A 23,540-nucleotide genomic window follows, 5' to 3' on the forward strand; every position below is an offset into this window, starting at 1 on the left:
CATGAATCTTATCCCCATGGTTTCCAAAAATCCGAAGTACCGCGTGAGGCACTCTCTCGCTCTTCTGTCATTGCTGGCATTGATGCTTGGCGCAAAAAATGTGTCGGCCCAGATCAAGCTGCAATACAGCGATCTGAGTTATGGCTATAGCGACTGCTACTACAAAGACAATGGCAATGGCACCAGCACCATCGAAGTGACTATCGCATGGAAGCCAGCGCTTAACCATGTACCACCAGGCAAGCTATTCGCATCTCGCGGAGTGCTTTTTTACACCTATGGCGCCAATGGCTCACTCGATACAAGTTACTCGGTTCCCACATCGGTGACTCTTGATGGGCAGCGGTACACCCGGGTATACAAAGATGAAACGCATTCAAAGTACACCATGTACGGTGCGCTTACAGGCACATGGATAAAGACAGGAGATATTACCGCCAGGGTCGCGGCAACATTCTACAACTACCACTTGCAGCATTGGCCCGCCATCGGCGTGCGCGCCGGGAACTTTACAACTGGCGACGACATGGCAGAGATCACGGGATTGGCCTATTTATCGACAACCAGTACAAATGGCCAATGCCATAGGATAATAAATCCCGAAACGCCACCCCCACCCGTAAACCTGGTCATCAACATGAATGCACCAGACTGGAACCTGGGGGAACTGAAGCGCGGCGAAGAAACCGAAATACAGCTCAACGAAAACAAAGACCAGCTTTGTTTCACCTACAACAGCGGACTTGTGGCCCACCAACGGTATGCCCTGAAAGCCCAGAGCGAAACCGGCCATACCAGCGATGGCAAGTCCTACCTGTTGAAGCACAGCGAATCACCCGGCGACACCATCCCCTATCGCTTGCGGCTGGATGAAGGCAGCGGCGCCGCCACCAGCGTCTCGCTTCCCAGTGCAAGCAACACCTACTTCAGCCTGCGCAGCCAGGGGCGGACCTGCTTCTCGCCCACGTTTCATGCCAATGCAGCGGCAAAGCAAAAGGGCGGCAGCTATGGCGATGTATTGACCTTCACTGTTACGGCACAGCCTTGATCGCATTTCGGCTTCAATCATTGAACTCCACGCAGGATTAATAATGTCCAAGATTTGCGCAAGACAAACAAAAGTCAAAGGAATCGGCTGCATATTGATCGCGTGCCTCGCCTTTGGCACGGCCAATGTCTCTGGCCAAGCCATCACCACCAAGCTTCAATACGGAAATGTAAGCAGCGGGTATAGCGACTGCCAATACACCGACAACGGCGACGGCACAAGCACAGTCGAAGTGACTATTGGCTGGTGGTACCAAAACATTCCTCAAGGAACGACTTTCAAGTCACGCGGCGTTCTGCTCTACACCTACGACGCCAATGGAATGCTCAGACCGAGCGAATCCATTGCCGAATCGGTCACACTCAATGGCGTGCCATCTGCGCATCATTACAGAGGACGTGGATATGTGATTTATAGCGGCGAAGTAGACCAATTGCAAAGCTGGGCCCAATACAGACCAATAACAGGCAAGATTGTTGCGCGGATCAAAAACTCCCAAATCCGGCAATGGCCAGCCATTGGATTGCGAGCCGGAAACTACACCACCGGAGACGACATGGGAGAAATCAAGGGCCTTGCCTATATCGCACCCGGCAACAAAAACGGGAGCTGCAAAATGATAAAGGACCCGGAGCTGCCACCCCCTCCCGAGGATGTGGAAATCACAATGAAAGCACCGGATTGGGATCTGGGCGAATTGAAGCGCGGCGAAACAACTGAGATAAAGCTGGCCGAAAGCAAAGACCAGCTTTGCTTTGACTACAACGGCAGCCAATACGTCATCTACCAGAAATACATTCTTGAAGCCGAAAGCGAAAATGGCAAAACGATGGATGGCAAGTCCTATCTGCTCAAGCATGCCAGCTCCCCCGCCGACACCATCCCTTATCGCTTGCTGCTGGAAGAAGGCACTGGTCCGGGGACAGTCTCGCTTCCCAATGCGGGCAAGACCTACTTCAACCTGAACAAGCAGGGGCGCACCTGCTTTGCCCCCACTTTCCATACCGACGCCGCGCACAAGCAAAAAGGCGGCAACTACAGCGATGTGCTGACCTTTACCGTGGTGGCACAGCCCTGAGGTCGGCGCATGTTCCATCGTAGCCATGAACACTGGCGGATGCTGGCCCTCGGTGCCGCCTTGCTGTCATGCCTGGGTGGCTTGCTGCTGCCCGCGCAGGGCCTGGCGGCGGGCCTGCTGCATCTGTCCCACACCGAAGTGCGGATTGAGGCGGGCTCGCCAGCCGCTGAGCTCTATGCAGAGAACCAGGGCGACACGCCACTCTTCCTCGACGTGGAGCAAAAGCTGCTGCTCAACCCCGGGCAATCCCCCGAGCAACTGCTGCCCATGCGGGAAGTGGCCCAGCCCACCTTGCTGGTGACGCCCCATCGCCTGGTGCTGGCGCCGGGCCAGCGGTACCGCATGAGCCTGAAGGCCTTGGGCGTTCCAAGCAGCCACCGCGTATGGCGGGTGACCTTCCGGCCCCGCGAACAGGTGTCCGTCGAAGCCTCCGGAGCGCCTGCGGCATCCGCGCCCCTGGTCGTGAGCATTGGATACGGCGCGCTGGTCTACCAGCTCGCCCCGGCGAACTAACCCCACCCCCAACTCGAAAGGACTGCGACATGTACAGAAAGATAGCCATGGGCCTGCTGGTTCTGGCCGGCGCGGCATCCGCGCCGGCCCATGCGGCCGACATCATCATGAAGGGCGACAACAAAAGCGCCATCACCGCCTTCGTGAAGAACCCGGACAACCTGTTCGTCACCGATGCCAATGGCAACTGGTTCGACCAGGGGCTGGCAATGCAGCAGCTCGGCGGCTGGGATGCGCCGTACGAAGTCGAGGCACGGCTGAAGATCGTCTCGTCGAGCGGGGTCTTCCAGGTTCGCATGGACGAGCCGCTGCAGATACGCCGCGCTGGCAATGCCGCGCAGGTCTTTCGCGAGCCCAAGGTGACGCTCGGCGCGGATGGCGCTGCGCCGAAGGTGCTCTCGGTGGGCGCGGACACGCAGTTCCAGAACCCCGCGGCGGCCAGCGAAGATACGGACTCCATCGGCTACTACGCGCTGGCGGTCTCGGCCCGCCCACCGGAAGGCGATTTCAAGAGCACCGCCGGCACCTACAGCGGCGTGCTGTCGTTGACCTTCGAGCCGGTGGCGGTCGCGCCATGAGGGCTGCGCGCAGCGCTGTGCTCGTGGCGTGCGGCCTTGCGGCGGCGCTCCCCGCGCTCCCGGTATCCGCGGCCATCGACATCCAGCCGAAAGTGGCCGTGGTGCGCGGCGCACCAGCCACCATAGAAGTCTTCAACGAAGGCGACCGGCCGGAGTACGTCTCGATCTCGCTGTCGCGGCTGCTGAACCCGGGTGCCGAACTCGCCGAGGAGCGGCTGGAGCCGATCACCGATACGCCGGATCCGCCGCTGTATGCCCACCCCTTCCGGCTGGCGCTGGCGCCGGGGCAAAGCAAGACCGTCTTCCTCAAGCCGCTCAAGGCGGTCGAGCAAGAGCAGGTCTACCGCCTTGAGCTGCGGCCGGTCATCAGCCCGCAAGACCCGCGCCGCCAAGGTGTGGCCGGCAGCGTGGTGGTGAGCCTGGCATTCAGTGCCCTGGTGCGGCAATTGCCGGCCAAGGAAAGCGCGCAATTGTCGCTCGCCTGCGAGGCCCAGGGCGCCCGGCTGAGCGCGAGCGGCAACACGCGCGTCCAGGTCAAGGGTGCAACCGTCGACAAGCGCGCAGTGGAATCCTTCAATGTCTACCCCGGCGTGCCCAAGCTGTTGCAAGGCAGCCAGATCAGCATTCCGGATCAGCCGCCCTGCCTGCCGGGTGCGCATGGCTGAGCGCCGGTAGCGCCATGAAGAGAAACGCCGCCACGGTGTATCTGCCGGCGCTGCTGCTGTGCGCCGCCGCCAGCTCCCGCGCCAGCGGGCCGCCCGCCCAGGCGCTGGAGGCCGGGCGCCACCAGGGCCAGCAGCTGGGCGCCTACCAGGCCCGTGCACTGGCGCAGCCCGACGTGCTTTCGCCCTCGCCGGCCGGGGCGGATGCGCCGCCGCAGCTGCCCGATGAATCGCCCTGCTTTCCCATCCATCGCATCGACTGGCACGGTATCGAGGAGCTGCCCTGGCTTGCCCGCCCGGCTCCGCTCGCCGGCGCTTGCGTCGGTGCCCAGGGGTTGGCGCTGTACCGGCGCTGGCTCACGCGGCGGCTGGTGGCGCGTGGCCATGTCACCAGCCAGGTGGCGCTGCCAGAGCAGGACCTGGCCAGCGGCCGGCTGCGGGTCGAGGTGATCGCGGGCCGGCTGGGCGAGATCCGCAGCGGTGCCCCGGCCCTGGGCTGGACACGCCCGCTGTTCCCGCAGGGCCGGGGGGCGCTCTTGAACCTGCGCGACCTCGACCAGGCGCTGGAAAACCTGCGCCGCCTGCCCGGCCAGGCGAGCGCGGCTTTCGACCTGCTGCCGGGCGATGCGCTGGGCGAGACCGACGTGCAGCTGCGCCCGCCAGCGGCGGCGCGCCGAGCGACGGGGCTGCTGAGCCTGGACAACGCCGGCCAGCACGCCACCGGCCGCAACCAGCTGGGCGCGGTGCTGGCGGTGGATTCGCCGCTGGGCCTGTACGACCAGCTCATCCTCAGCTACTCCAGCGAGGCCGCGCGCCGCGACCACGGCCGGGCTTCGCGCGCGGCCAGCGCCAGCTGGAACGTGGCGGCGGGCTATGCCCGCTTCTCGCTCGGCGCCAGCGAATGGAGCCATGCCCAGCCCCTGCTGCACGGCCTTGGCGGCGCGCCGCTGCCGCTGCATGGCCGCACCCGCCGCATCGACGCGGGCCTGGACTATGTGCTCCACCGCGACGGCTGGCGCAAGGCCTCGGTGTTCGCGCGCCTGGCGCGCCGCCAGGACCGCAGCTGGGTGGGCGGCAGCGAGCTGCAGCAGTGGAAGCGCGACCTTGGCAGCTACGAGCTCGGCGCGGCATTCAGGCAAAGGCGCGGCAGCGCCTTGTGGAGCGCATCGCTGAGCCTGCGCGGCGGCCTTCCCGGGCTGAGCGCCCACCCTGGCACGCTGTACGGGCAAGAGGCATGGAATGGTCGCTACCAGCTATTCAATGCGCGCCTGTCGGCCGATGCCGAGGGCCGCCTCGCGGGGCTGCGCCTGCGCTACCAGGGCACGCTGCTGCGCCAGCACGCGCCCGTGCCGGTGCCGCCCACCGAATACCTGCAGATCGGCGGGCGCTACACGGTGCGCGGCTTCGACGGCAACGCCACGCTGGCGGGCCCCGGCGGCTGGATCTGGCGCAACGAGATCTCGCTGCCCTGGGCCGCGCATGCCGAGCCCTATGTGGCGCTGGACGCCGGGCAGGCCGCGCCGGCGCCCGGCGGGCGCGGCGCCAAGCGCTGGCTTGCCGGCACCGCACTGGGGCTGCGCGGGCAGATCCCGGGCCGGGCACGCACGCTGGGCTACGACCTGGCCCTGGGCCTGCCGCTGGTGCAGCCGGAGCATTTCCCGCAACGCAGCGCCAGTATCGATTTTTCGCTGAGCACGCGCTTTTGACCAAGGCGCGGCGCACGGCACATCCGCATCCGCGGCACTTGCCGCGGCTGCTTGTTCAACCGAGAGGGACCCATCCATGAAGCATTCGTATTTCTCCTTGCCCGCCCGCCGCAGCCGGCTCGCCGCGGCACTGCTGCTGGCCGCGCCGGCGGCGGCGCTGCATGCGCAGCCGGCCGTCAGCGCCGACCCCGGCGCAGCGCGCCAGCCCACGCTGGCGAGCACCAATGGCACGCCCGTGGTCAACATCGCCGCGCCCGACCGCCACGGGCTGTCGCACAACCGCTACACCGATTTCAACGTGGGCCCGGCCGGGCTGATCCTGAACAACGCCGCCCAGCCCGCGGGCACCGCGCTGGGCGGCACGGTGCAGGCCAACCCCCACTTCAACGGCCAGGCCGCCACGGTGATCCTCAACGAAGTCAGCGGCCGCGCGGCCAGCCGCATCGAGGGCGCGCTGGAGGTGGCCGGCCAGCGGGCGCGCGTGATCATCGCCAACCCTAACGGCATCAGCGCGGACGGCGCCCGCTTCATCCATGCCAGCCGCGTATCGCTGGTGGCCGGCCGCACCCTGCTGGACGAACAGGGCCGCCTGGCGCAATTCGCCACCGAGCAGGGCCGCATCGATATCGCTGGCCGGGGCCTCGACGCCGCCAACGCCGGCACGCTCGACCTGGTGGCGCGCAGCCTGCGCATCAACGCCGCGGTGCAGGCGGCCACGCTCAACGCCTATGCGCTGCGCGGCGAGACCGATGCCAATCTCACCTCCAGCCGCTCGCGCAGCGGTGGCGAGGCCCCCGCCATTGCCATCGACGTGGCGCAGCTGGGCAGCATGCATGCCAATAGCATCCGGCTGGTGGGCCAGTCCGCCGGGGTCGGGGTCAACGTGGCGGGCAAGCTGCAGGCGGTGGCCGGCGACATCTCGGTTTCCAGCACCGGCAGGCTGCGCGTGGCCGATGCCGGCGAGATCGTGGCGGGCCGCCGCCTGTCGGTGGCGGGCGGGCTGTCGAACGACGGCCTGGTGCGCGCCGGCAGCATCTCGGTGGCCGGCGGCCTCGACAACGCGGGCGCGATCCGCGCCGCCGGCGCCTTGAGCCAGGCGGGCTCGGTGGCCAATCGTGGCGAGATCCACAGCGGCGGCGCGCTCAGCATCGCGGGCGGGCAGGTGTCCAACCACGGCAGCATCCGCGGCGACAGCCGGGTGACGCTGAGCGCGGGCAGCCTGCTCAACGCGCAGGGCGCGTCCATCACCAGCGCGGGCCGCCTCACCCGGGCCACGGGCTATACGATGAACCACGGCCTGATCGCGGGCTACCAGGCGGCGGCAAAGCCCATGGCGCCTGTGCAATCGACGCACGTTCCCGGCCAGGGGCAAACGCAGCGGCCAGGCACGGCCAGTATCACGGTGAACCAGGTCCAGAGCGGCGCCAATGTTCCGTCCGGTGCCAGCAATGTCGTGGTCAACCAGACACAGAGCGGTGCGAACCTGCCCGCCGGGGCCAATGGCATGGTGGTGAACCAGCTTCAGAGCGGCGCCAATGTGCCGCCCGGCACCAGCCATGCCACGGTGCAGCAGACGCAAAACGGCGCCAACCCGGGCATGCGCCCTTCCGCGGCGGCGGCTCCGGTCTTCAGCTGGGGTAACGCGGGCCTGGGCGGCTGGGGCTTTGGCGCGGCGCCGGTGTTTGCGCAGCTTGCGGCATGGCCGGCCTATGCGCCGCGCTGGTAAACACGGATAAAGGCGGATAAAGGCAGGCAGATAAAAACCCTTGCGCTATCCCGCGAGGGTGATATCGCCTTGAAAATACGGCTGCATTACCTGAAATCGCTGCGATAGTTCAATGGCGTAACCCCCATGGCACGCTTGAGTGCCGTACTCATATGCGCCTGATCGGAAAAACCGCAAGCATAGGCAATTTCACTCAAGGGAATATTGGTCTTGCTGAGCAAATCGCAGGCTTTTTCAATACGCGCCTTCATCACATATTGGTGCGGCGTCTGCCCCACGCTTTCCTTGAACTGGGCGATGAAAGCCGTGTTGCCCAGGCCGACGGTATGCGCCAGCTCAGGCAGGCGCATGCTGGAGCCCAGATTGTCATGCATATATTCCATGATGATTTTCAGGCGATGGTTGCCAAGTCCATATTTATAGCCGCTCGCCCGTAGCGAGCCCGAAGGCTTGCGGCCCACGACGTGTGCCGCGATGGCATGCGCGAGCAGATCCGCCTTGAGGCCTGACACGTCGTGCAGGTCATCCATGGCCAGCTTGACGCTGCGCATGAGCAGGCTCAACGCGCGATCCCGCAAACCGAAGGCGGAATCAACCAGCGGCCTCCCACTGGCGGATATGCCGAACATCTCATGGGCCACTTCGTCGAATACCTGCGGCTTCACGAATAGGTGCAGGCCCCGCGCCCGCCCCTTGATCGCGGTATGGATGGACTCCCCATTGCCGGCAATGAAAATGCTGTCCGCCGGCAGCTTGCCTTCGTCTTCGTACTCGCCAGCGCGCCGCCAGATCTTGAGAGGTTGCAGCGCCAGCGTCAGCCAGATATTGCTGGAGCCCGGGCAGATGGCTTCCAGCGAGTCTTCCTGGGATATCTGGGCATAGATATTTGACCAGCCCATGCCCTCGCTCGACTTGAGCACCTCGATGCCGTCGTTGGTATATACCGTATCGCTCAGCCGAAACTCGGGTTTTTTCACCGTCTTAAAAAAGATTCCATGCAATATCCTCCCAACCATTGCCGATGCGGCCGCATGTATTTATCCACCAGCACAGCACCGCCCAGGCTCCCACTACCCGCCAAATAGCGCCAATGCAGCCGGCAACGGGCTGCGGCTTGGCTCAGGCAGGAAAATTCAAAAAAGCCCGCCGTAGCAAGTTACGGCGGGCCGAGTTTTTTCGGAAACGGATTCTGAAGAGGCCAAAGCTCGGTGTATATGAAAATCCTTCGATTTTTTTAAAATCTTTCGAGAATATTCAAGAGTCTTTAGAAGCTATTGCCAGAAAATTGAATGTATTACATGGAGTCGACCATATTTGAGAGCAATATGCGAGAACACTGTGAGAGGGTGATATCCAAGCGCAATATCCGAGCGCAATGTCCAAGGCCGCAGCGCCAAACGGCCAGCGCCGCGCCGGCAAGCCCGGGCGGCTTTGCTAAACTGCCCGGGTGCGGCAGCGCCTGGAGAGGTAAAACAATATCCGGGCCGGGGTGGTTTTCCGCCTGTATGCCCGCTCGTCTTTCTTACACTGGCTGCCCATGCCGAGACCGTCGTTTTCCACCCAGCTGCTGGCGCTTTGGCTGCTTGTCGCAGGCTTGTGCGGCCTGCTGATCGCGGCGGTGTGGCTTGGGGGACGCGCGGCACTTGCCAGCGCCTGCGGCATTCGGCACGATCCGGCCGGGCAGGCAACTGTGACGATATGAATCCAACCTTTCTCTCCTGGGGCATCGCCCTGGCCTCGACGGCGGGCGTGATCCTGCGCCCGTTCCGCTGGCCCGAAGCGGTCTGGGCCGTTGCCGGCGCGCTGCTGCTGGTGCTGTGCGGGCTGCTGCCCATCGGGCTGGCGCTGGGCGCGGTCGGCAAGGGCATGGATGTCTACCTCTTTCTCAGCGGCATGATGCTGCTGTCCGAGCTGGGCCGGCGCGAGGGGCTGTTCGATTGGATCGCGGCGCTGGCCGTCAACCATGCGAACGGATCGCCGCGCCGGCTGTTTCTGCTGGTGTACCTGGTCGGCATCGCGGTGACCGCCTTTCTCTCGAACGATGCCGCCGCCGTGGTGCTCACGCCCGCGGTGTTCGCGGCCGCGAAGAAGGCCGGCACCAAGCCGCTGCCGCTGCTGTATGTGTGCGCCTTCATCGCCAATGCGGCAAGCTTCGTGCTGCCCATCTCCAACCCGGCGAACCTGGTGCTGTACGCCAACCATACGCCGGCGCTCGGCCCCTGGGTGGCGCGCTTTGCCCTGCCCTCGCTGCTGTCGATAGCGGCGACTTTCTTCGTGCTGCGCTGGACGCAGGCAGAAGATCTCAAGGGGAGCTGCGCCACCGGCCTGCCAGTGCCCGCCCTCGGCGCCAGCGGCAAGCTGACGCTGGCGGGCATGGGCCTGACCGCGGCCGCCCTGCTCGCGGTCTCGGCCTTCGACAGGCAGCTGGGCCTGCCCACGGCGGTGCTGGGCCTGCTGACCGCGCTGGCCGTGCTGGTGAAGGAGCGCCGCTCGCCGCTGGCGCTGGTGCGCGCTATCTCCTGGAGCATCCTGCCGCTGGTCGCCGGCCTGTTCGTGCTGGTGGAAGTGCTGGCCTACACCGGCGTCATCGCCCGGCTGGCGCACGCGCTGGCACAGGCCACGCTGCACGGCGCGCTGGCGGCGGCCGCCGGCTCGGCGCTCGTCGTCGCGCTGGGCAGCAATGCGATCAACAACCTGCCGGCCGGGCTGATTGCCAGCGCCACCGTATCGCTGGCGCACAGCCCCGAGCAGGTGATAGACGCCCTGCTGATCGGCGTGGACCTGGGCCCGAACCTGTCGATCACGGGCTCGCTCGCGACGATTCTCTGGCTGTCGTGCATTCGGCGCGAAGGCGAGGACGTGGGCTTTGCGGAGTTCTTGCGGATCGGCGCGGCGGTGATGCTGCCCGCGCTGGTATTGGCGGTGGCTGCACGGCTGCTGCTGGGGCCGTGAGCGGGTTGCCCGCGGCGGTGCCGAGGGCTCATGATCGCGGGAAAAAGAAGCATGGCTGGTCGGTAAAACCGATGGCTAGCAAATGCGACTGAGATCTGCTGAAGACCCTTGGTCGCCCCACGATGAAACCTTGACCGGGGAAGCTGCGCAATGCGATTCCCCGGCAATGGACGCATTGTACACAGAAATGAGAATGTATCTCATTCACTTTACAAAAATAGTCAAAATATTTTAGGCCGGCCACCGCCGTGCGGCCTGCGACGGCGGCGCGCCCCAAAGCGCTCAAGCACCCGGCGGCGGCAACGGTCTTTCGCCGCACAGCGCGCGCACGGCGCAGTGCACCACCACCGCCAGCGGCAGCGCCAGGGCCGCCCAGGCAAGGGCACGCCACGGCCCGGCATCGAGCAGCGCCGCGAATAGGCCCAGCACGGTGGCCAGCGCCAATGCCAGCGGCATGCGCCAGATGAACCAGAAGCCGCCGGGCAGTTCCTTGCGGCGGGAGAAGAGCTCATTTCGCATGGCCGCAGGCCCTTGCAGGCGGGCGGCGCCGGCGCGCAACCCATAGATACACGCCGCTGCCCAGGACCGCAATGGCGAGCAGATCGAAGCCGGCCCACAGGATCTTGAGCGGCAGTCCGCCGTAGTCGCCGAAATGCAGCGGCCGCGACACCTCCAGCGCCCACAGAAACCACGGGGGGTCGCCCACGTCCACCAGCGCCCCGCTTTCGCTATCGACCAGCACCGGATGCAGCAGGCGCGAGGTCAGCGTCGAATCCCCCTTCAGGTACACGGCATAGTGGCGCGGGGTGGCGAACATGGAGCCCGGAAAGGCGACGAAGCTCACCTGCCTGTGCGGCAGCAGCGCCAGCGCCTCGTCCACCGCCTTGTGCAGGCCCTGCGGCCGGGGCACGGGCCTGGCAGCGGCGAACTCCAGCTTGAGCTGCTGCGCCACGCTTTTCTGCCAGGCGCCGAAGATCGTCGCGTCCAGCGTGTTGATGGCCCCGCTCAGCCCGACGACCAGCATCCACAGCAAGCCGGCAATGCCCAGCAGGTTGTGCAGGTCCAGCCAGGCCAGGCGCCGGGACTGGCCGGTGCGCACCGTACCGAACGCCAGGCGGCGCATGAAGGGGGCGTAGATCACCGTGCCCGACACGAGCGAAACCACGAACAGCACCCCCATAGCCCCCAGGAAGAGCTGGGCCCCCTGCCCCATGAGCAAATTGGTGTGCAGCATCAGCAGCACCGACATGGCGCCGCCGTTGCGCCAGTCCTTTTCACTCCAGGCCTCCCCCACGATGCGGCGGTTCACGCCGTCGACCAGGGCAAAGGGCTTTTGCCCCTGCTGCTGCGCATTGCGGCTCAATCCGACGCGAAAGCGGCCCGGCTCATCGAGCCAGACCACGAATTGCACGCTGCGCCCGGGATAGGCCTGGCGCACGAGCTCGATCACCGCGTCCATGTCCGGCGCCGAAGCGGCGGAGTGCTGCATACCGGCGGCGGCCTCAGGGGCGTCCGGCTGCAGCCAGCCGTCGATCTCGTCATGGAAGATCAGCGGCAGCCCCGTCAGGCACAGCATCAGCAGAAACACGGTGCAGACGAGGCTGGACCATTCATGCACCCAGCGCCAGCGGGCCAGGGCCCGCGCCGACATCACGGACACGCCACGCCTCACCACCGGTAAGTCATCGTCGCCCGCACCGTGCGGCCCGCGCCGTAGAAGCACTTGGTGGCGGTGGCGCAGGCCGAGACGAAGGTCTTGTTGGACAGGTTGCTCAGGTTGAGCGCCAGCGTGGTGCCGCGCAGCGCCGGATTGGCCATGCCCAGGTCGTAGCGCAGGGCCGCGTCCAGCAGCGTGTAGGCCGGCACCCGGATGGTGTTGCCCGCATCGGCCCAGCTGCGCCCGGTGTAGCGCACGCCCGCAGACAGGTCCAGGCCGGCCAGCGCGCCTTCCCGTATGCGGTAGCTGCCCCACAGGCCCGCAGACTGGTCGGGCACGTAGGTCGGATGCAGGTCCTGCGCCGTGGTGCTGCGCGTATTGACATTGTCGGTGCGGGTATAGGACGCGATCAGGTCCAGGTTGCGCGTGACGCTGGCATGGGCCTCGAGCTCCAGGCCGCGCGTGCGCACCTGCCCGGTCTGGATGCTGTAGGCGGTGTTGCTCGGGTCGGTGGTCAGCACATTGTTCTGGGTGAGCTGGTACACCGCCGCGGTGACGAAGGCCTTGGAGCCCGGCGGCTGGTACTTCACCCCGGCCTCGACCTGCTCGCCCGTGGTGGGCTTGAACAGCCTGCCCTGGGCATCGGCGTCGGCAACCGGCTGGAACGAGCGCGAGTAGCTCGCATACGGCGCCACGCCGTTGTCGAACTGGTAGACCAGGCCCGTGCGGCCGGTGAAGGCGTGGTCGGACTGGTCGACGGCGCTGCCGCTGACCCGCTCCGCGCGATTGTTGCCCGCCCAGTCCTGGCGCAGGCCCACCAGCCAGGTCCAGCGGTCCCACTTCATCTGGTCCTGCAGGTAGATGCCGACCTGGTCGAGCACCTGGCGCGAGCGCGTGGACATCGCGGGCGCGGTGATGGCGGCGCCATAGTCGGGGTTCGCGATGGAGAGCGACGGTGCGCTGCCCATGCCCTGCGCCTCGTTGTAGTTCAGGCGCTGGTAGTCCAGCCCGACCAGCAGCTTGTGCTCCAGCCCGCCCGAGCGAAAGCTGTACTGCGCGCGGTTGTCCGCGGTAATCGCGTTATAGCTGGCATTGTTGAAGATGGCCCTGCGCAGGAGCCTGGGGTTGCCGGGCACGGATACGTCCAGCCCCGAGGTGAAGACACTTTTGTAGTCGAGCCCGACGTGCATCAGGCGCAGGCTGGACTGCAGGCTCCAGCGCTCGTCGATGCGCCGCTCGAACTGGTAGCCGATGGAGCTTTGCGTGCGGTTGAACTCGTCGTACTGCGGCGAGCCGTCGAAGAAGCCGCGCGAGATGTACGAGCCGTCGGGCAAGGGCTTCACCGTGCCGAGCGCGGGCAGAAAACCGAAGTAGCCGCCTTCGGGGTCGTGCTGGTAGCGCATCAGCAGGGTCAAACGGGTGTCGGCATCGGGCTGCCAGGTGATGCCGCCAGACAGCGCCGCGCGCTCGTCCTTCTGGTATTGCACCTGCGAATCGCCGCTGTGCCCCACGCCGGTGAGGCGGTACGACAGCGTGCCATCGCCATTCAGGGGCCCGCCAAGGTCGAACCCGAGCTGCTTCCAGCCCCGGTTGCCCACCTGCAGCTGCACTTCGTGCAAAGGCTCTGCCGTGGGCAGCTTGCTCACCAGGTTGATCATGCCGCCCGGCGTGCCCTGCCCATACAGTACCGAGGCCGGGCCGCGCAGCACGTCGATGCGCTCCAGCTGGTAGGGGTCGACCTGCGGAACGGCGTAGTTGCCGCCCAGCAGGCGCATGCCGTCGAGAAACGAGTAGTCGTAGTTGATGCCGCCGCCAAAGCCCCGGTAGAGGATGGTGTCGTAGCGCGTGCCGCCCGCGCCGCGGTATTCGGACACCAGCCCCGGCGTATAGCGCAGCGCTTCGCGCACGGTGGTGGCGCCCTGGTCGTCGAGCTGCGCGCGCGTGACCACGCTGATGGACTGCGGCACTTCGATCAGCGGCGTATCCGCCTTGGTGCCGCTGCTGCTGCGCGTCGCCACATAGCCCGTGGTGCCGCCGCCTGCGCCGAGGGCCGCCGCGGCCGTCACCGTCACGGTGGGCAGCGCGGCCTCGCCGGCGGCAGCGGCTGGCGCGGGCACGGCCGCGGGGGCCTGCGGCTGCGCCCGGTCTGCGGTGCGGCGCAGCGTATAGCCCCCCTCGGGCGTGGCCACGGCCTCCAGCCCGCTGCCCGTCAGCAGCGCATCGAAGCCGGCCTTGACCGAGTACTCGCCCTTGATACCCTGGGTGCGCAGCCCCTCGGTCAGGCCCGAGGGGAAGGACAGCACCACGCCGGCGCGCGATGCGTACAGGGACAGCGCCCGCCCCAGCGGCCCCGCGGGGATCTCGGCCTGAACCGCGTGGGCGGCGGGTGCGGCCGCCAGCAAGACCGCACAGGCCAGGGGATGGAATTTCATGCAACGCTCCTCGATGGTGATGGTTTCACCTCCATAGCCAATCGAGAACGGCAAAGTGACAGCTGGAAATGCAAAAAAACAAGAAAAATGATCGAGACCATTGGCAGTCAATGGCTATTAGCTATCATTTTTACCTTGCCTCAACCCTCACCCACAGCCGCGTCAGCGCCACCACCCGCACCGGCAAGGCACGCGCCACGGCGGCCAGCGCCTGGTCGCTATCCTGCAGCGGGAAAGTGCCCGACACCCGCAGCCCCGCGACGGCCGGATCGCAGACCAGGCGCCCTGCGCGGTAGCGTGCCAGCTCGGCCACCAGGTCGGCCAGGCGCATGTCATCGGCCAGCAGCATGCCGCGGGTCCAGGCATCGGCGCTCTGCGGCGCCGGCTCGGCCTCGCCCGGCCCCTGGGCATCGACAAACACGGCCGACCCGGCGCGCACCAGGCGCGCCAGCTGCGGCCCCTGCACCTGCACCGCTCCTTCGTGCACCGTGAGACGCAACCCGGCCTCCTGCAACCGCACCGAAAACCGCGTGCCCACGGGCGTCAGTTCGGCAAACCTGGTCGCCACCACGAAGCGGCGCGCCAGGGGGTCGGGAGCGGTTGCGATATGCAGCTCGCCCCGCACCAGTTCGATGCGGCGCAAGCGGGGGCCGTAGGCCACGTTCACCGCCGTGGCGGTATTCAGCATCAGGCGGGTGCCGTCGCTCAACACGACTTCGCGCCGCTCGCCCGTGGCGGTCTGGTAGTCCGCCGCCCATGCGCGCCATGGCAGGTGCCGGTAGCCCAGCCAGCCGCTGCCAACGGCAATCCCCGCCATGGCCAGGGACCCCAGCAGCTGCCGCCGCCGCACAGTCGCCTGCCCCGGGGTGGCCAGCACCGCCAGCGCGGCCGCCGGCTCCAGCATGCCCAGGCGCCGCGCCACCTGCTCCACGCGCTGCCAGGCGCGCTCGTGCTGCGGGTGGGCGCCGCGCCACTGCCGCCAGGCCTGGCGCTCGGCCTCAGTGCACGACTCCGAGCTGAGCAGCGCGAACCACTCGCTTGCCGCCCGGGCAATATGGGGATCGAGTGGGTCGGGGGAAGGGCCGCGCAGTTCGCTCATGCCAGCATCAGGCAGTTCTGCATGGCCCGCGCCAGGTACTGGCGCACCGAGCTGACGGAAACGCCCAGCCGCCGGGCCACCTCGGCATGCTCCAGCCCTTCGAGCTGCACCAGCAAGAACGCCTGGCGCACCTTGGGCGGCAGCCCATCCAGCATGGCATCGATCTCCATCAGCGCCTCCAGCGCGAGCGCGCGCGCCTCCGGCGAAGGCGCGTGCGCAAGCCCCTGGCTGGCCAGCGCATCGAGATAGGCGGCCTCCAGATCGCGGCGGCGCAGCAGGTTCACCATGAGCCCATGGGCAATGGTGCCAAGGAAGGCGCGTGGATTGCGCAGCTCCTGGCTGGGCTCGCGCATGAGCACGCGCACGAAGGTGTCCTGCGTCAGGTCCGCCGCATCGCAGGCATTGCCCAGGCGCTTGCGCAGCCAGCCCTGCAGCCAGCCTCGGTGGTCGCGGTAAAGGGCATGCATCTCGGAATGCACGGCAAACGGGGCGGCAGGCACAGGGCAATCTCCGGACATCAGGTAGCCAATGAAATGATAATAATTTCCATTTGTATTCTATCGCCCATGGCCCTGGCCCGGAATTTCCCGCCGGGCCAGGGCGGCAGCATCCAGCGGCTCGATGCAGCGCGAGCAATGAGAATGCTTCTACCTACGGATTGCATCCAGAGCCCCGATGGGCGGGTATTTCGCGCCCGGGCGGGTGCGCCGCGCCGATTGGCCGATACTTCAGTCTTCGCAACCTCCACCGAGAACAACAATATGCAAGGCCATCCTGCAGTCATCAGCTACCTGGTAGAACTCCTGAGGGGAGAGCTCGCCGCGCGCGACCAGTACTTCGTGCATTCGCGCACCTACGAGGACCAAGGTTTCACCCAGCTCTACGAGCGGCTGAACCACGAGATGCAGGAGGAAACCCAGCACGCGGACGCGCTGCTGCGGCGCATCCTGATGCTCGGCGGCCGCCCCGACATGCGCCCCACCGAGTTCACGCCCGGCGAGACCGTGCCCGAGATGCTGCGCAAGGATCTGGCCACCGAGTACGAGGTGCGCGCCGGGCTGCGCCAGGGCATGGAGCTGTGCGAGCAGCACGGCGACTATGTGAGCCGGGACATCTTGCTCGCACAGTTGCGCGACACCGAGGAAGACCATGCCTACTGGCTGGAAAAGCAGCTCGGCCTGATCGACAAGGTCGGGCTGCAGAACTACCTGCAAAGCCAGTGCTGAGCCTCAGCCAGGATTGACCGCAGGCGCCGCGCCCGAGGCCGGCAGCTGCCAGTCGCGCGCCTGCTGCTGCGCCGCCCACAGGCGCGCATACAGCCCGCCGCGCTGCAGCAGATCGGCATGCCGCCCCTGCTCCACCAGCCGGCCCCGGTCCAGCACCAGGATGCGCTCGGCATGGCGGATGCTCGCCAGCCGGTGGGCGATGGCCACCACGGTGCGGCCCCTGGCCAGCTCGCCGACGGCCTGCTGGATCTCGGCCTCGGCGGATGGATCGACGCTGGCGGTGGCCTCGTCCAGCAGCAGCACCGGCGCATTCTTGAGCAGCGCCCGCGCGATGGAGATGCGCTGGCGCTCGCCGCCCGACAGTGATGCGCCGCCTTCGTCGAGCACGGTGTCGTAGCCCTGGGGCAGCGCCATGATGAAGCCATGCGCTTGCGCACGCCGGGCAGCCTCGATGGCCTCCTCGCGGCTGGCGCCCGGGCGGCCGATGCGCAGATTGTCGAGCACCGTGCCGGAGAACAGCAGCACATCCTGGAACACCATGGCCACCTGCCGGTGCAGGGCATCGGTGCCGATATCGCGCAGGTCGACACCGCCCAGGCGGATGCTGCCGCCCTGCACATCCCACAGCCGCGCGATCAAATGCACCAGCGTGCTCTTGCCCGCGCCGCTGGGGCCGACCACGGCCGTCAGGCCATGGGCGGGGATGGCGCAGCTCACGCCGTCGAGCACGGGCGCAGCGCCATAGGCAAAGCGTACGTTCTCGAACACGATGCCATGGCCCTGCGGCAGGCGCGGATCGGCAGGCTCGGGCTGCACGGGCTCGAGCAGCATCTGCTCGATGCGCGCCAGCGAGCGCCGCGCAAAGCGCAGCAGCACGGTGGACAGGCCCACCTCGAACAACTGCCGGTAAAGCGGCAAGGCCAATACCAGAAAGGCCGCCAGCACCTCGGGCGCAAGCCTGCCCGCCGCCAGCCACCAGCTGCCGGCCAGCACCAGGCTGACATAGCCTGCCTCCAGCAGGAAGCCATAGGCCACCAGCCAGGGGGTGGGCTTGAGCTCGATCGCCAGCATCGCGGCATGGTGCTCGTCCAGCACCGCCTCCAGGCGCCTGAAGGCCGGGCCGAAGCGGCCGAAGCCGCGGATCACGCCAATGCCCTGCACGTACTCCAGCAGCGCGGACTGGGCCGCGGCGCCGGCCGCGATCAGGCGCTGGCCCGGGCGGGCGGCGGCGTGCTGGGTCCAGGCCAGTGCCAGCAGCGCCAGCGGAATGCCGGCCAGCATCACCAGCGCGAGCCGCCAGTCCAGCCACAGCAGGAACAACGCCAGGAAAGCCGGCATCGCCAGCCCCGACACGAAGATGCCGAGAAAGTGCGACCACAGGTTCTCGACCAGGTCGAGGTCGGAAGTCAGGCGCGCGCCCAATTCGCCGCCGCGCTGGCGCCCGAACCAGCCCATGGGCAGCCGCCGCAGGTGGTCGGCCACGCGCAGCCGCGCCTGGCCCATCATCGCGTAGGCACCACCGAACACCAGCGGCATGCCCACGCTTGCCGCCGCGATGCGCAGCGCCACGCAGGCCGCCAGCCCCAGGCCGACGGCCAGCGCCATGCCCGCCGTGGCGCTGCCGCCGAACACGGCGCGCAGCAGCAGATACAGCAGCGGATACGGAGCCGCAGCGAACAGCCCTTCGGCCAGCGACCAGGCCAGCCCCTGCAGCAGCCGCGGGTCGCGCTCGCCCGAGAGGCGGAAGCCCGCCTGTACCAGTTCGCGGATCATGCCTGCTCCTCCCCTGCCTCCAGTGACCATTCCCGCGCCTGCTCGTGGTCGCGCCACAGCCGGCGATAGGTGTCGCAGCTGCGCAGCAGCTCCTCGTGGCGGCCCTGCCCCGCCACCTGCCCGCCGTCCATCACCACGATGTGGTCGGCATGCCGCGTGGTGCGCAGCCGGTGGCCCACCACCAGCACCGTGCGGCCCCGGCTGAGGGTATTCAGCGCCTGCTGGATCAGCGCCTCGTTCTCGGCGTCGATGCTGGCGGTGGCCTCGTCCAGCAGCAAGATGGGCGCATCCTTGAGCAGCGCGCGGGCGATGGACAGGCGCTGGCGCTCGCCGCCGGACAGGCGCGCGCCGCGCTCGCCCAGCGGCGTGTCGTAGCCCTGCGGCAGCGCGGCGATGAAACCGTGCGCCTGCGCCGCGCGGGCGGCGGCCTCGATATCGGCATCGCTGGCCTCGGGTCGCGCCAGGCGCAGATTGTCGCGCACGCTGGCGTTGAACAGCACCACCTCCTGGAACACAATGCCCACGCGGGCCAGCAGCGCATCCAGCGGCCATTCGCACACCTTGACCCCGCCCACGCGCAGGCTGCCGGATTCAAATTCATACAGCCGCGCCACCAGGCGCAGCAGCGTGCTCTTGCCCGAGCCGCTGGGGCCGACCAGCGCGGTCACCTGCCCGGCGCGGGCGGTGAAGCCCACGCCGTCCAGCGCCAGCCGCTCGCCGTAGCGGTGGCGCAGGTGCTTGAACTCGATGTCCAGCGGGCCATCGGGAATCCGCGCCGCGCTGGATTCGGCCAGCACCGGCGCGGCCAGCACCTCGTCGATGCGCGCCAGCGCCTCGGCGCGCTGCATCTGCTCGCCCAGCGCGAAGGTCAGCCGCAGCAGCGGCGCCAGCACCGCCGGGGCCACCAGCAGGAACAGCAGCCATGTCGGCACATCCAGGCTGCCGCGCGCATGCAGCCATGCCCCCAGCGGCGCGACCACCACCAGGTTGGCCGTGAGCAGGCCCACGAACAGCGCCCAGCCGGCCACGCCGTCGCGCGCATAGCCGGCCACCCAGTCCACCGCGCCGCGCACCGCGGCCGCCAGCTCGCCGAAGGAGCGCGCATCCAGCCCGAAGCTCTTGACCACGTGCACGCCGCGAACGTATTCGCCCACCTGGTTGGCGATGCGTTTTTGCAGCGCGCTCCAGGCGCGCATGCGCTCGGCGCCGTGGCGCATGAACCACCACTGCGCCAGCAAGGCCGGCGGCAGCGGGGCCAGCGCCGCCAGTGCCAATCGCCAGTCGGCCGCGAACAGCAGCGCCAGCGCCGCCAGCGGCACGGTGGCCGCGGCCACCGCATCGGGCAGCATGTGGGCGAAGAAGCCTTCCAGGCTGTTCACGTCGTCGCTCAGCGTGCGGCGCAGGCTGCCCGAGCCGCGCCCGGCGAAGAAGGACAGCGGCACCTCGCCCAGGCGCCGCGCCATCGCCAGGCGCAGCCGGTGCTGGATGGCGAAGGCGCCCATGTGCGCCAGTGCGTGGCTGGCGGCCATCAGCGCCCAGCGCAGCGCCAGCAGGCCCAGCGCCCACCAGGCCAGCCGCCAGATGGCGGGCATGTCGGGCGTGGCTGCCGGGGCGGCCGGGAACAGTTCCACCACGATGCGGTAGATGAACCAGAGCGGCGCGATGCTCAGGGCCGCCGAGGCGATGGCACAAGCAACCGCCAGCGCCAGGGTCCAGGGTGCCAGGCGCAGCAGCCCGGCAAAGCCCGGCGTTCGGGCAAGTGCTTGTGCTTTCATCATGTCCTCTTTCATGGCATTGCTACCCAGCGCCGCCCTCGCCCTGCAGTTGCAGGCGCGGCAGGCAGAGCGCCAGCAGCAGCACCGAAACACCGGCCGCCAGCCAGGCCAGGCCGAACACCCAGGCGTAGCCCAGGTGCTGCGCCAGCGCGCCTATGCCGCCCGCGACGGCCATGCCCATCAGGCTTTCGGCACATTGCAGCGTGGCGTAGTCGGTGCCGGGATGCTCGGGCGAGGCCCAGCGCATCAGCAAGGCCCAGGCGGCAACGAACAATGCGCCCTCAAACAGGCCCAGCCCACCGAATGCCGCATAGTGCAGCCAGGGCGCACGGATATCGAAGCTGTGCAGCGCCCAGCCCACGCCCATGCACAGGGCCACGGCCGCACTGCTGGCCAGCACCGCGCCACGATGGCCGAGCCAGCGCGCCAGCGGCACGCCGATGACCACGCCGCCCAGGCAGACGGCGCCGATCACCACAACCTGGAAGCGGCCGATGGCGGCGATGTCCCAGCCGCGATCCACCAGCCAGGGCTGCACCAGGGTGGCCACCGCGTGGCTCGCCACCTTGAAGCCCAGCGCCACCAGCAAGGCCAGGCCCAGGTCACGGTGCTCGAACAGATCGCGCAGGCGCACGGCCGGCCCGGTGCGATCCGTGCGCAGCCTGCGCCAGCGGGCATCCAGCCACAGCGCGGCTCCCGCCAATACCAGCAGTGCCGCCATGCCCAGCGCCGCGCCGGCCCAGCCCAGCGCGTCGTGCACCATGAGATAGCCACCGCCGCCCAGCATCATGCCCAGGCCATAGCCAGCTACCTGGATGGCGTTGACGGGTGCGGTGGCGTCCTGCAGGTGGGCCACCGCATAGCCGTTGGTGACTATGCCTTGCGTGGCAGCCACGGCATTGAGGGCCACCACCGCCGCCAGCGCCAGGCCCAGGTTGCCGGCGGGCGCCAGAATGGCCAGCAGCAGGCTGAGCGCCACCATCAGGGCTTGCAGCAGCAGGGCAACCCTGCCATGGCCGCGGCGCGCGCAGGCGTTGTCGGTGGCACTGGCCCAGAGAAAGCGCAGCGCCCAGGGAATGAAGGCCAGCCCGGTCCAGCCGACGGCGGCCACGTCGTGCCCGGCATCGCGGATCAGAGCCCCCAGGGCGGCGAATGCAAGCCCGGTGGGCAGTGCCTGGCTCAGGTACATCAGCGCCAGCGCCCGGTACTGGCTGGCGCGCAAAAGCTGCGGGGCCATCAGAAGTCCACCGCCAGCCGCACGCCCACGGTACGCGGCGCCGCGGCCACGACCAGATCGCCGAAGGCGGCGGAGTAGTAGGTCGCATCGGCCAGGTTCTTGCCATAGACGCCCACTGTCCACGCCCCTTGCCGGTAGCTGATCTGCGCGTCCACCAGCGTATGGGCGGGATTGGCGAGCGCATTGGATTTGCTGAAGATCGACTGCCCCTGGCGGGTGAGCGACAGCGCGAGCTCCCAATGCGCATCGGGCCGCCAGGTGGCGGCAAGCCCGAAGGAGTGGCGCGGCGAGTTGACCAGGCGCACACCCGCGTAGTCCACACCCACGCCCGGGTGGACGAACTCGTCATACCGGGCATCGAGCAGGCCGGCAAAGCCGCGCAGCTGCCAGGCGGCGCCGGGCCGCCACAGGCCGCTCAGCTCCAGCCCGCGGCTGTGCGAGCGCCGCGCATTGACCGTGGTGCTGCCGCCGCCGTCGCGCAGCTCCACCACCTGCTGATCGTGCAGCCAGTTCTGGAAGACGGTCGCGCCCAGCTCCCAGCGGCCCTGGGCATCGCGCCAGCGCTGGCCTATTTCAATGAAGTTGTTGTACTCGGCGCGATACGGGGTGCGCGCCGCATCGCCGCTGCTGGAATAGTGGTTGAAACCGGGCCGCTTGTAGCCGCGCCCCACGGTCATCCAGCCGAAGCGCTCCATCAGGCCGGCCGCCGGCTGCCATTGCAGCGACAGCCGCGGCAGCCATGCCCCATTCGACAGCCTGGCACTGGCCGTATCAAAGCCCTCCAGATAACTGGCGCTCCAGTCCATGCTGCGGCGGTTGCGCTCGTAGCGCAGGCCCCCGGCCAGGCGCCAGTCGCGGGCAAAGCGCCAGCCGGCCTCGCCAAACAAGGCCGCATTGGTGCCGGTGATGTCCGCCGTGGTCTGGCTTTTGAAGTAAGGGCTCATGTCGTACAGGTAGGGCGCGTCGCGCTTCTCGCGCCCCAGGTACATGCCCGCCATCCAGTCGATGGCGCCAGCCGCGCCCGACAGTTGCGTTTCCGCGCTCCACGATTGGTTCTTGATGTCCTGGCCGGAGAAGGCCTGGTAGGCCGACCACGGCATCCAGAAGTTCCAGTGCGAGCGCTGCGCGCCCAGGCGCACCAGCAGCTGCCTGCCACCGGCCAGCCGGCCCTGGTACTCGGCGCTCGCCAGCGTGTAGCCGGTATCGCTTCGGCCGGCCTCGGTATTGTTCGATTCATGCTTGCGGCCCAGCGCATGGGGAACGAAGAAGTCGTTGCCCCCGGTGCTCTCCAGATGGTGCAATCCCAAGCGCCACTCGCCTCCCTGGCCATCGCGGTGCAGCAGTTTCAGGCGCGCGAAGCGGCTGTCCCAGCCCCCGGTATCGTCGCGCCCGAGAAAGATGTTCTTCACATAGCCATCGGCCTTGTCCACGCCTGCGGCGACGCGCAGCGCGGTGCGCTCGGCCAGCGGCAAGTCCAGCCCCACGGTGGCGCGCCGGCGGTTGCCGCTGCCGTAGTCCAGCTGCGCGTTGCCGCCGAAGGCAAAGCCGGGGTCGCGCGTGCGCATGTCCACCGTGCCGCCGATGCTGCCGGGGCCGGTGAGCTGGGCACCGCGCTGGATATCGATGCGGTCGAGGTCGAACAACTGGCCCAGCGCATGGCTATAGACCTGCACGCCGTCGATGTGGACGCTGTTGCTCACGCCGTCGGATTCGTCATCTGAAAAGCCCAGGCCGCGAATGCTCAGGTGCGGCGCGGCGCGTGCCATATCGGCCAGGAAGACGTTGGGGGCCTGCTGCGCCACATCGCCCAGGTGTTCGATGCGCCCCTGCTCCACCGCCTGTCCCTCCATCGCATCGGCGCTGGCGGCCAGCCCGAGCGGCACGGCGGCGGGCGAGCGCTCCTTCACCGTCACCGCGGGCAGCGATGCATCCGCACTCCGGGCGGCCGCGGGCAGCAGGCCGGCGGCCAGCGCCAGCATCAACGGGGCAAGCTGGAGACGGTGCGAGCAAGGCGCCCGCCGGCACGGGCCCTGGCGAGAAATCATCATGTCCTGACTTCCTGTAACAAAGACATTGAA

At 67.7% G+C, this 23,540-nt stretch carries 19 protein-coding genes; 9 read left to right on the forward strand and 10 right to left on the reverse strand.

The window, feature by feature from the left end:
• The first annotated feature begins 1 nt into the window (after position 1).
• From ACODRX_RS03890 to ACODRX_RS03920, 7 genes are all read left to right on the forward strand, one after another.
• The gene (locus tag ACODRX_RS03890; protein WP_488869728.1) at positions 2 to 1,048 is read left to right on the forward strand and encodes a hypothetical protein; all 1,047 of its coding nucleotides are present in this window, start codon (positions 2 to 4) and stop codon (positions 1,046 to 1,048) included.
• Between the two features lie 43 nt (positions 1,049 to 1,091).
• Entirely contained in the window at positions 1,092 to 2,126 is a 1,035-nt protein-coding gene (locus tag ACODRX_RS03895; RefSeq protein WP_488869729.1) for a hypothetical protein, read from the forward strand.
• A 39-nt stretch (positions 2,127 to 2,165) separates the two neighbouring features.
• Positions 2,166 to 2,639 carry a hypothetical protein gene (locus tag ACODRX_RS03900; RefSeq protein WP_488869730.1) on the forward strand — a complete coding sequence of 158 codons (474 nt, stop codon included), beginning with the start codon at positions 2,166 to 2,168 and terminating at the stop codon, positions 2,637 to 2,639.
• 29 nt (positions 2,640 to 2,668) lie between these two features.
• Positions 2,669 to 3,217, forward strand: coding sequence for a CS1 type fimbrial major subunit (locus tag ACODRX_RS03905; RefSeq protein ID WP_488869731.1), 549 nt, complete (start codon positions 2,669 to 2,671; stop codon positions 3,215 to 3,217).
• Complete coding sequence (locus ACODRX_RS03910; RefSeq protein WP_488869732.1) at positions 3,214 to 3,882, forward strand: hypothetical protein; 669 nt, start codon at positions 3,214 to 3,216, stop codon at positions 3,880 to 3,882. Before ACODRX_RS03905 ends, ACODRX_RS03910 begins: the two co-directional genes overlap by 4 nt.
• Before the next feature lie 14 nt (positions 3,883 to 3,896).
• Positions 3,897 to 5,585 carry a ShlB/FhaC/HecB family hemolysin secretion/activation protein gene (locus ACODRX_RS03915; protein WP_488869733.1) on the forward strand — a complete coding sequence of 563 codons (1,689 nt, stop codon included), beginning with the start codon at positions 3,897 to 3,899 and terminating at the stop codon, positions 5,583 to 5,585.
• Positions 5,586 to 5,661: 76 nt separating this feature from the next.
• A complete protein-coding gene (locus ACODRX_RS03920) occupies positions 5,662 to 7,311 on the forward strand; it encodes a filamentous hemagglutinin N-terminal domain-containing protein (RefSeq protein WP_488869734.1) in 1,650 nt (549 codons plus the stop codon).
• A gap of 86 nt (positions 7,312 to 7,397) precedes the next feature.
• Here ACODRX_RS03920 and ACODRX_RS03925 read toward each other — a convergent pair whose 3' ends face one another.
• Positions 7,398 to 8,288 (reverse strand): helix-turn-helix domain-containing protein, encoded by an 891-nt coding sequence (locus ACODRX_RS03925; RefSeq protein WP_488869735.1) that lies wholly within the window; start codon positions 8,286 to 8,288, stop codon positions 7,398 to 7,400.
• A gap of 721 nt (positions 8,289 to 9,009) precedes the next feature.
• Between ACODRX_RS03925 and ACODRX_RS03930 the strand changes: the two genes are divergently transcribed.
• Complete coding sequence (locus ACODRX_RS03930) at positions 9,010 to 10,263, forward strand: arsenic transporter (protein ID WP_488869736.1); 1,254 nt, start codon at positions 9,010 to 9,012, stop codon at positions 10,261 to 10,263.
• A gap of 282 nt (positions 10,264 to 10,545) precedes the next feature.
• On the opposite strand, the gene ACODRX_RS03935 is transcribed toward ACODRX_RS03930, so the two are convergent.
• From ACODRX_RS03935 to ACODRX_RS03955, 5 genes are all read right to left on the reverse strand, one after another.
• Entirely contained in the window at positions 10,546 to 10,782 is a 237-nt protein-coding gene (locus tag ACODRX_RS03935) for a hypothetical protein (protein WP_488869737.1), read from the reverse strand.
• Positions 10,772 to 11,914, reverse strand: a complete 1,143-nt coding sequence (locus ACODRX_RS03940; RefSeq protein WP_488869738.1) for a PepSY-associated TM helix domain-containing protein — start codon at positions 11,912 to 11,914, stop codon at positions 10,772 to 10,774. The genes ACODRX_RS03935 and ACODRX_RS03940 overlap by 11 nt, the downstream gene beginning before the upstream one ends.
• A 17-nt stretch (positions 11,915 to 11,931) precedes the next feature.
• Complete coding sequence (locus ACODRX_RS03945) at positions 11,932 to 14,352, reverse strand: TonB-dependent siderophore receptor (protein WP_488869739.1); 2,421 nt, start codon at positions 14,350 to 14,352, stop codon at positions 11,932 to 11,934.
• A 130-nt stretch (positions 14,353 to 14,482) separates the two neighbouring features.
• A complete protein-coding gene (locus ACODRX_RS03950) occupies positions 14,483 to 15,451 on the reverse strand; it encodes a FecR domain-containing protein (protein WP_488869740.1) in 969 nt (322 codons plus the stop codon).
• Positions 15,448 to 15,951 (reverse strand): sigma-70 family RNA polymerase sigma factor, encoded by a 504-nt coding sequence (locus tag ACODRX_RS03955; protein WP_488869741.1) that lies wholly within the window; start codon positions 15,949 to 15,951, stop codon positions 15,448 to 15,450. The genes ACODRX_RS03950 and ACODRX_RS03955 overlap by 4 nt, the downstream gene beginning before the upstream one ends.
• A gap of 261 nt (positions 15,952 to 16,212) precedes the next feature.
• On the opposite strand from ACODRX_RS03955, the gene bfr reads away from it, so the two are divergent.
• Positions 16,213 to 16,677: a bacterioferritin gene (gene bfr, locus ACODRX_RS03960; RefSeq protein ID WP_488869742.1), complete on the forward strand. Its 465-nt coding sequence runs from the start codon at positions 16,213 to 16,215 to the stop codon at positions 16,675 to 16,677.
• A 3-nt stretch (positions 16,678 to 16,680) separates the two neighbouring features.
• On the opposite strand, the gene ACODRX_RS03965 is transcribed toward bfr, so the two are convergent.
• The 4 genes from ACODRX_RS03965 to ACODRX_RS03980 are packed head-to-tail and all read right to left on the reverse strand — an operon-like array spanning position 16,681 to position 23,510.
• Positions 16,681 to 18,450 (reverse strand): ABC transporter ATP-binding protein, encoded by a 1,770-nt coding sequence (locus tag ACODRX_RS03965; protein WP_488869743.1) that lies wholly within the window; start codon positions 18,448 to 18,450, stop codon positions 16,681 to 16,683.
• Complete coding sequence (locus tag ACODRX_RS03970) at positions 18,447 to 20,228, reverse strand: ABC transporter ATP-binding protein (RefSeq protein WP_488869744.1); 1,782 nt, start codon at positions 20,226 to 20,228, stop codon at positions 18,447 to 18,449. The genes ACODRX_RS03965 and ACODRX_RS03970 overlap by 4 nt, the downstream gene beginning before the upstream one ends.
• Before the next feature lie 19 nt (positions 20,229 to 20,247).
• The gene (locus ACODRX_RS03975; protein WP_488869745.1) at positions 20,248 to 21,462 is read right to left on the reverse strand and encodes an MFS transporter; all 1,215 of its coding nucleotides are present in this window, start codon (positions 21,460 to 21,462) and stop codon (positions 20,248 to 20,250) included.
• A complete protein-coding gene (locus ACODRX_RS03980) occupies positions 21,462 to 23,510 on the reverse strand; it encodes a TonB-dependent receptor (RefSeq protein WP_488869746.1) in 2,049 nt (682 codons plus the stop codon). The genes ACODRX_RS03975 and ACODRX_RS03980 overlap by 1 nt, the downstream gene beginning before the upstream one ends.
• Positions 23,511 to 23,540 lie beyond the last annotated feature (30 nt).

The organism is Comamonas sp. FG99, assembly GCF_057808605.1.

Coding starts and splice junctions, on each gene's coding strand:
- ACODRX_RS03890 (WP_488869728.1), top strand. CDS start 2: ATGAATCTTATCCCCATGGTTTCCAAAAATCCGAAGTACCGCGTGAGG.
- ACODRX_RS03895 (WP_488869729.1), top strand. CDS start 1,092: ATGTCCAAGATTTGCGCAAGACAAACAAAAGTCAAAGGAATCGGCTGC.
- ACODRX_RS03900 (WP_488869730.1), top strand. CDS start 2,166: ATGCTGGCCCTCGGTGCCGCCTTGCTGTCATGCCTGGGTGGCTTGCTG.
- ACODRX_RS03905 (WP_488869731.1), top strand. CDS start 2,669: ATGTACAGAAAGATAGCCATGGGCCTGCTGGTTCTGGCCGGCGCGGCA.
- ACODRX_RS03910 (WP_488869732.1), top strand. CDS start 3,214: ATGAGGGCTGCGCGCAGCGCTGTGCTCGTGGCGTGCGGCCTTGCGGCG.
- ACODRX_RS03915 (WP_488869733.1), top strand. CDS start 3,897: ATGAAGAGAAACGCCGCCACGGTGTATCTGCCGGCGCTGCTGCTGTGC.
- ACODRX_RS03920 (WP_488869734.1), top strand. CDS start 5,662: ATGAAGCATTCGTATTTCTCCTTGCCCGCCCGCCGCAGCCGGCTCGCC.
- ACODRX_RS03930 (WP_488869736.1), top strand. CDS start 9,010: ATGAATCCAACCTTTCTCTCCTGGGGCATCGCCCTGGCCTCGACGGCG.
- ACODRX_RS03935 (WP_488869737.1), bottom strand. CDS start 10,782: ATGCGAAATGAGCTCTTCTCCCGCCGCAAGGAACTGCCCGGCGGCTTC.
- ACODRX_RS03940 (WP_488869738.1), bottom strand. CDS start 11,914: ATGTCGGCGCGGGCCCTGGCCCGCTGGCGCTGGGTGCATGAATGGTCC.
- ACODRX_RS03945 (WP_488869739.1), bottom strand. CDS start 14,352: ATGAAATTCCATCCCCTGGCCTGTGCGGTCTTGCTGGCGGCCGCACCC.
- ACODRX_RS03950 (WP_488869740.1), bottom strand. CDS start 15,451: ATGAGCGAACTGCGCGGCCCTTCCCCCGACCCACTCGATCCCCATATT.
- bfr (WP_488869742.1), top strand. CDS start 16,213: ATGCAAGGCCATCCTGCAGTCATCAGCTACCTGGTAGAACTCCTGAGG.
- ACODRX_RS03965 (WP_488869743.1), bottom strand. CDS start 18,450: ATGATCCGCGAACTGGTACAGGCGGGCTTCCGCCTCTCGGGCGAGCGC.
- ACODRX_RS03970 (WP_488869744.1), bottom strand. CDS start 20,228: ATGATGAAAGCACAAGCACTTGCCCGAACGCCGGGCTTTGCCGGGCTG.
- ACODRX_RS03975 (WP_488869745.1), bottom strand. CDS start 21,462: ATGGCCCCGCAGCTTTTGCGCGCCAGCCAGTACCGGGCGCTGGCGCTG.
- ACODRX_RS03980 (WP_488869746.1), bottom strand. CDS start 23,510: ATGATGATTTCTCGCCAGGGCCCGTGCCGGCGGGCGCCTTGCTCGCAC.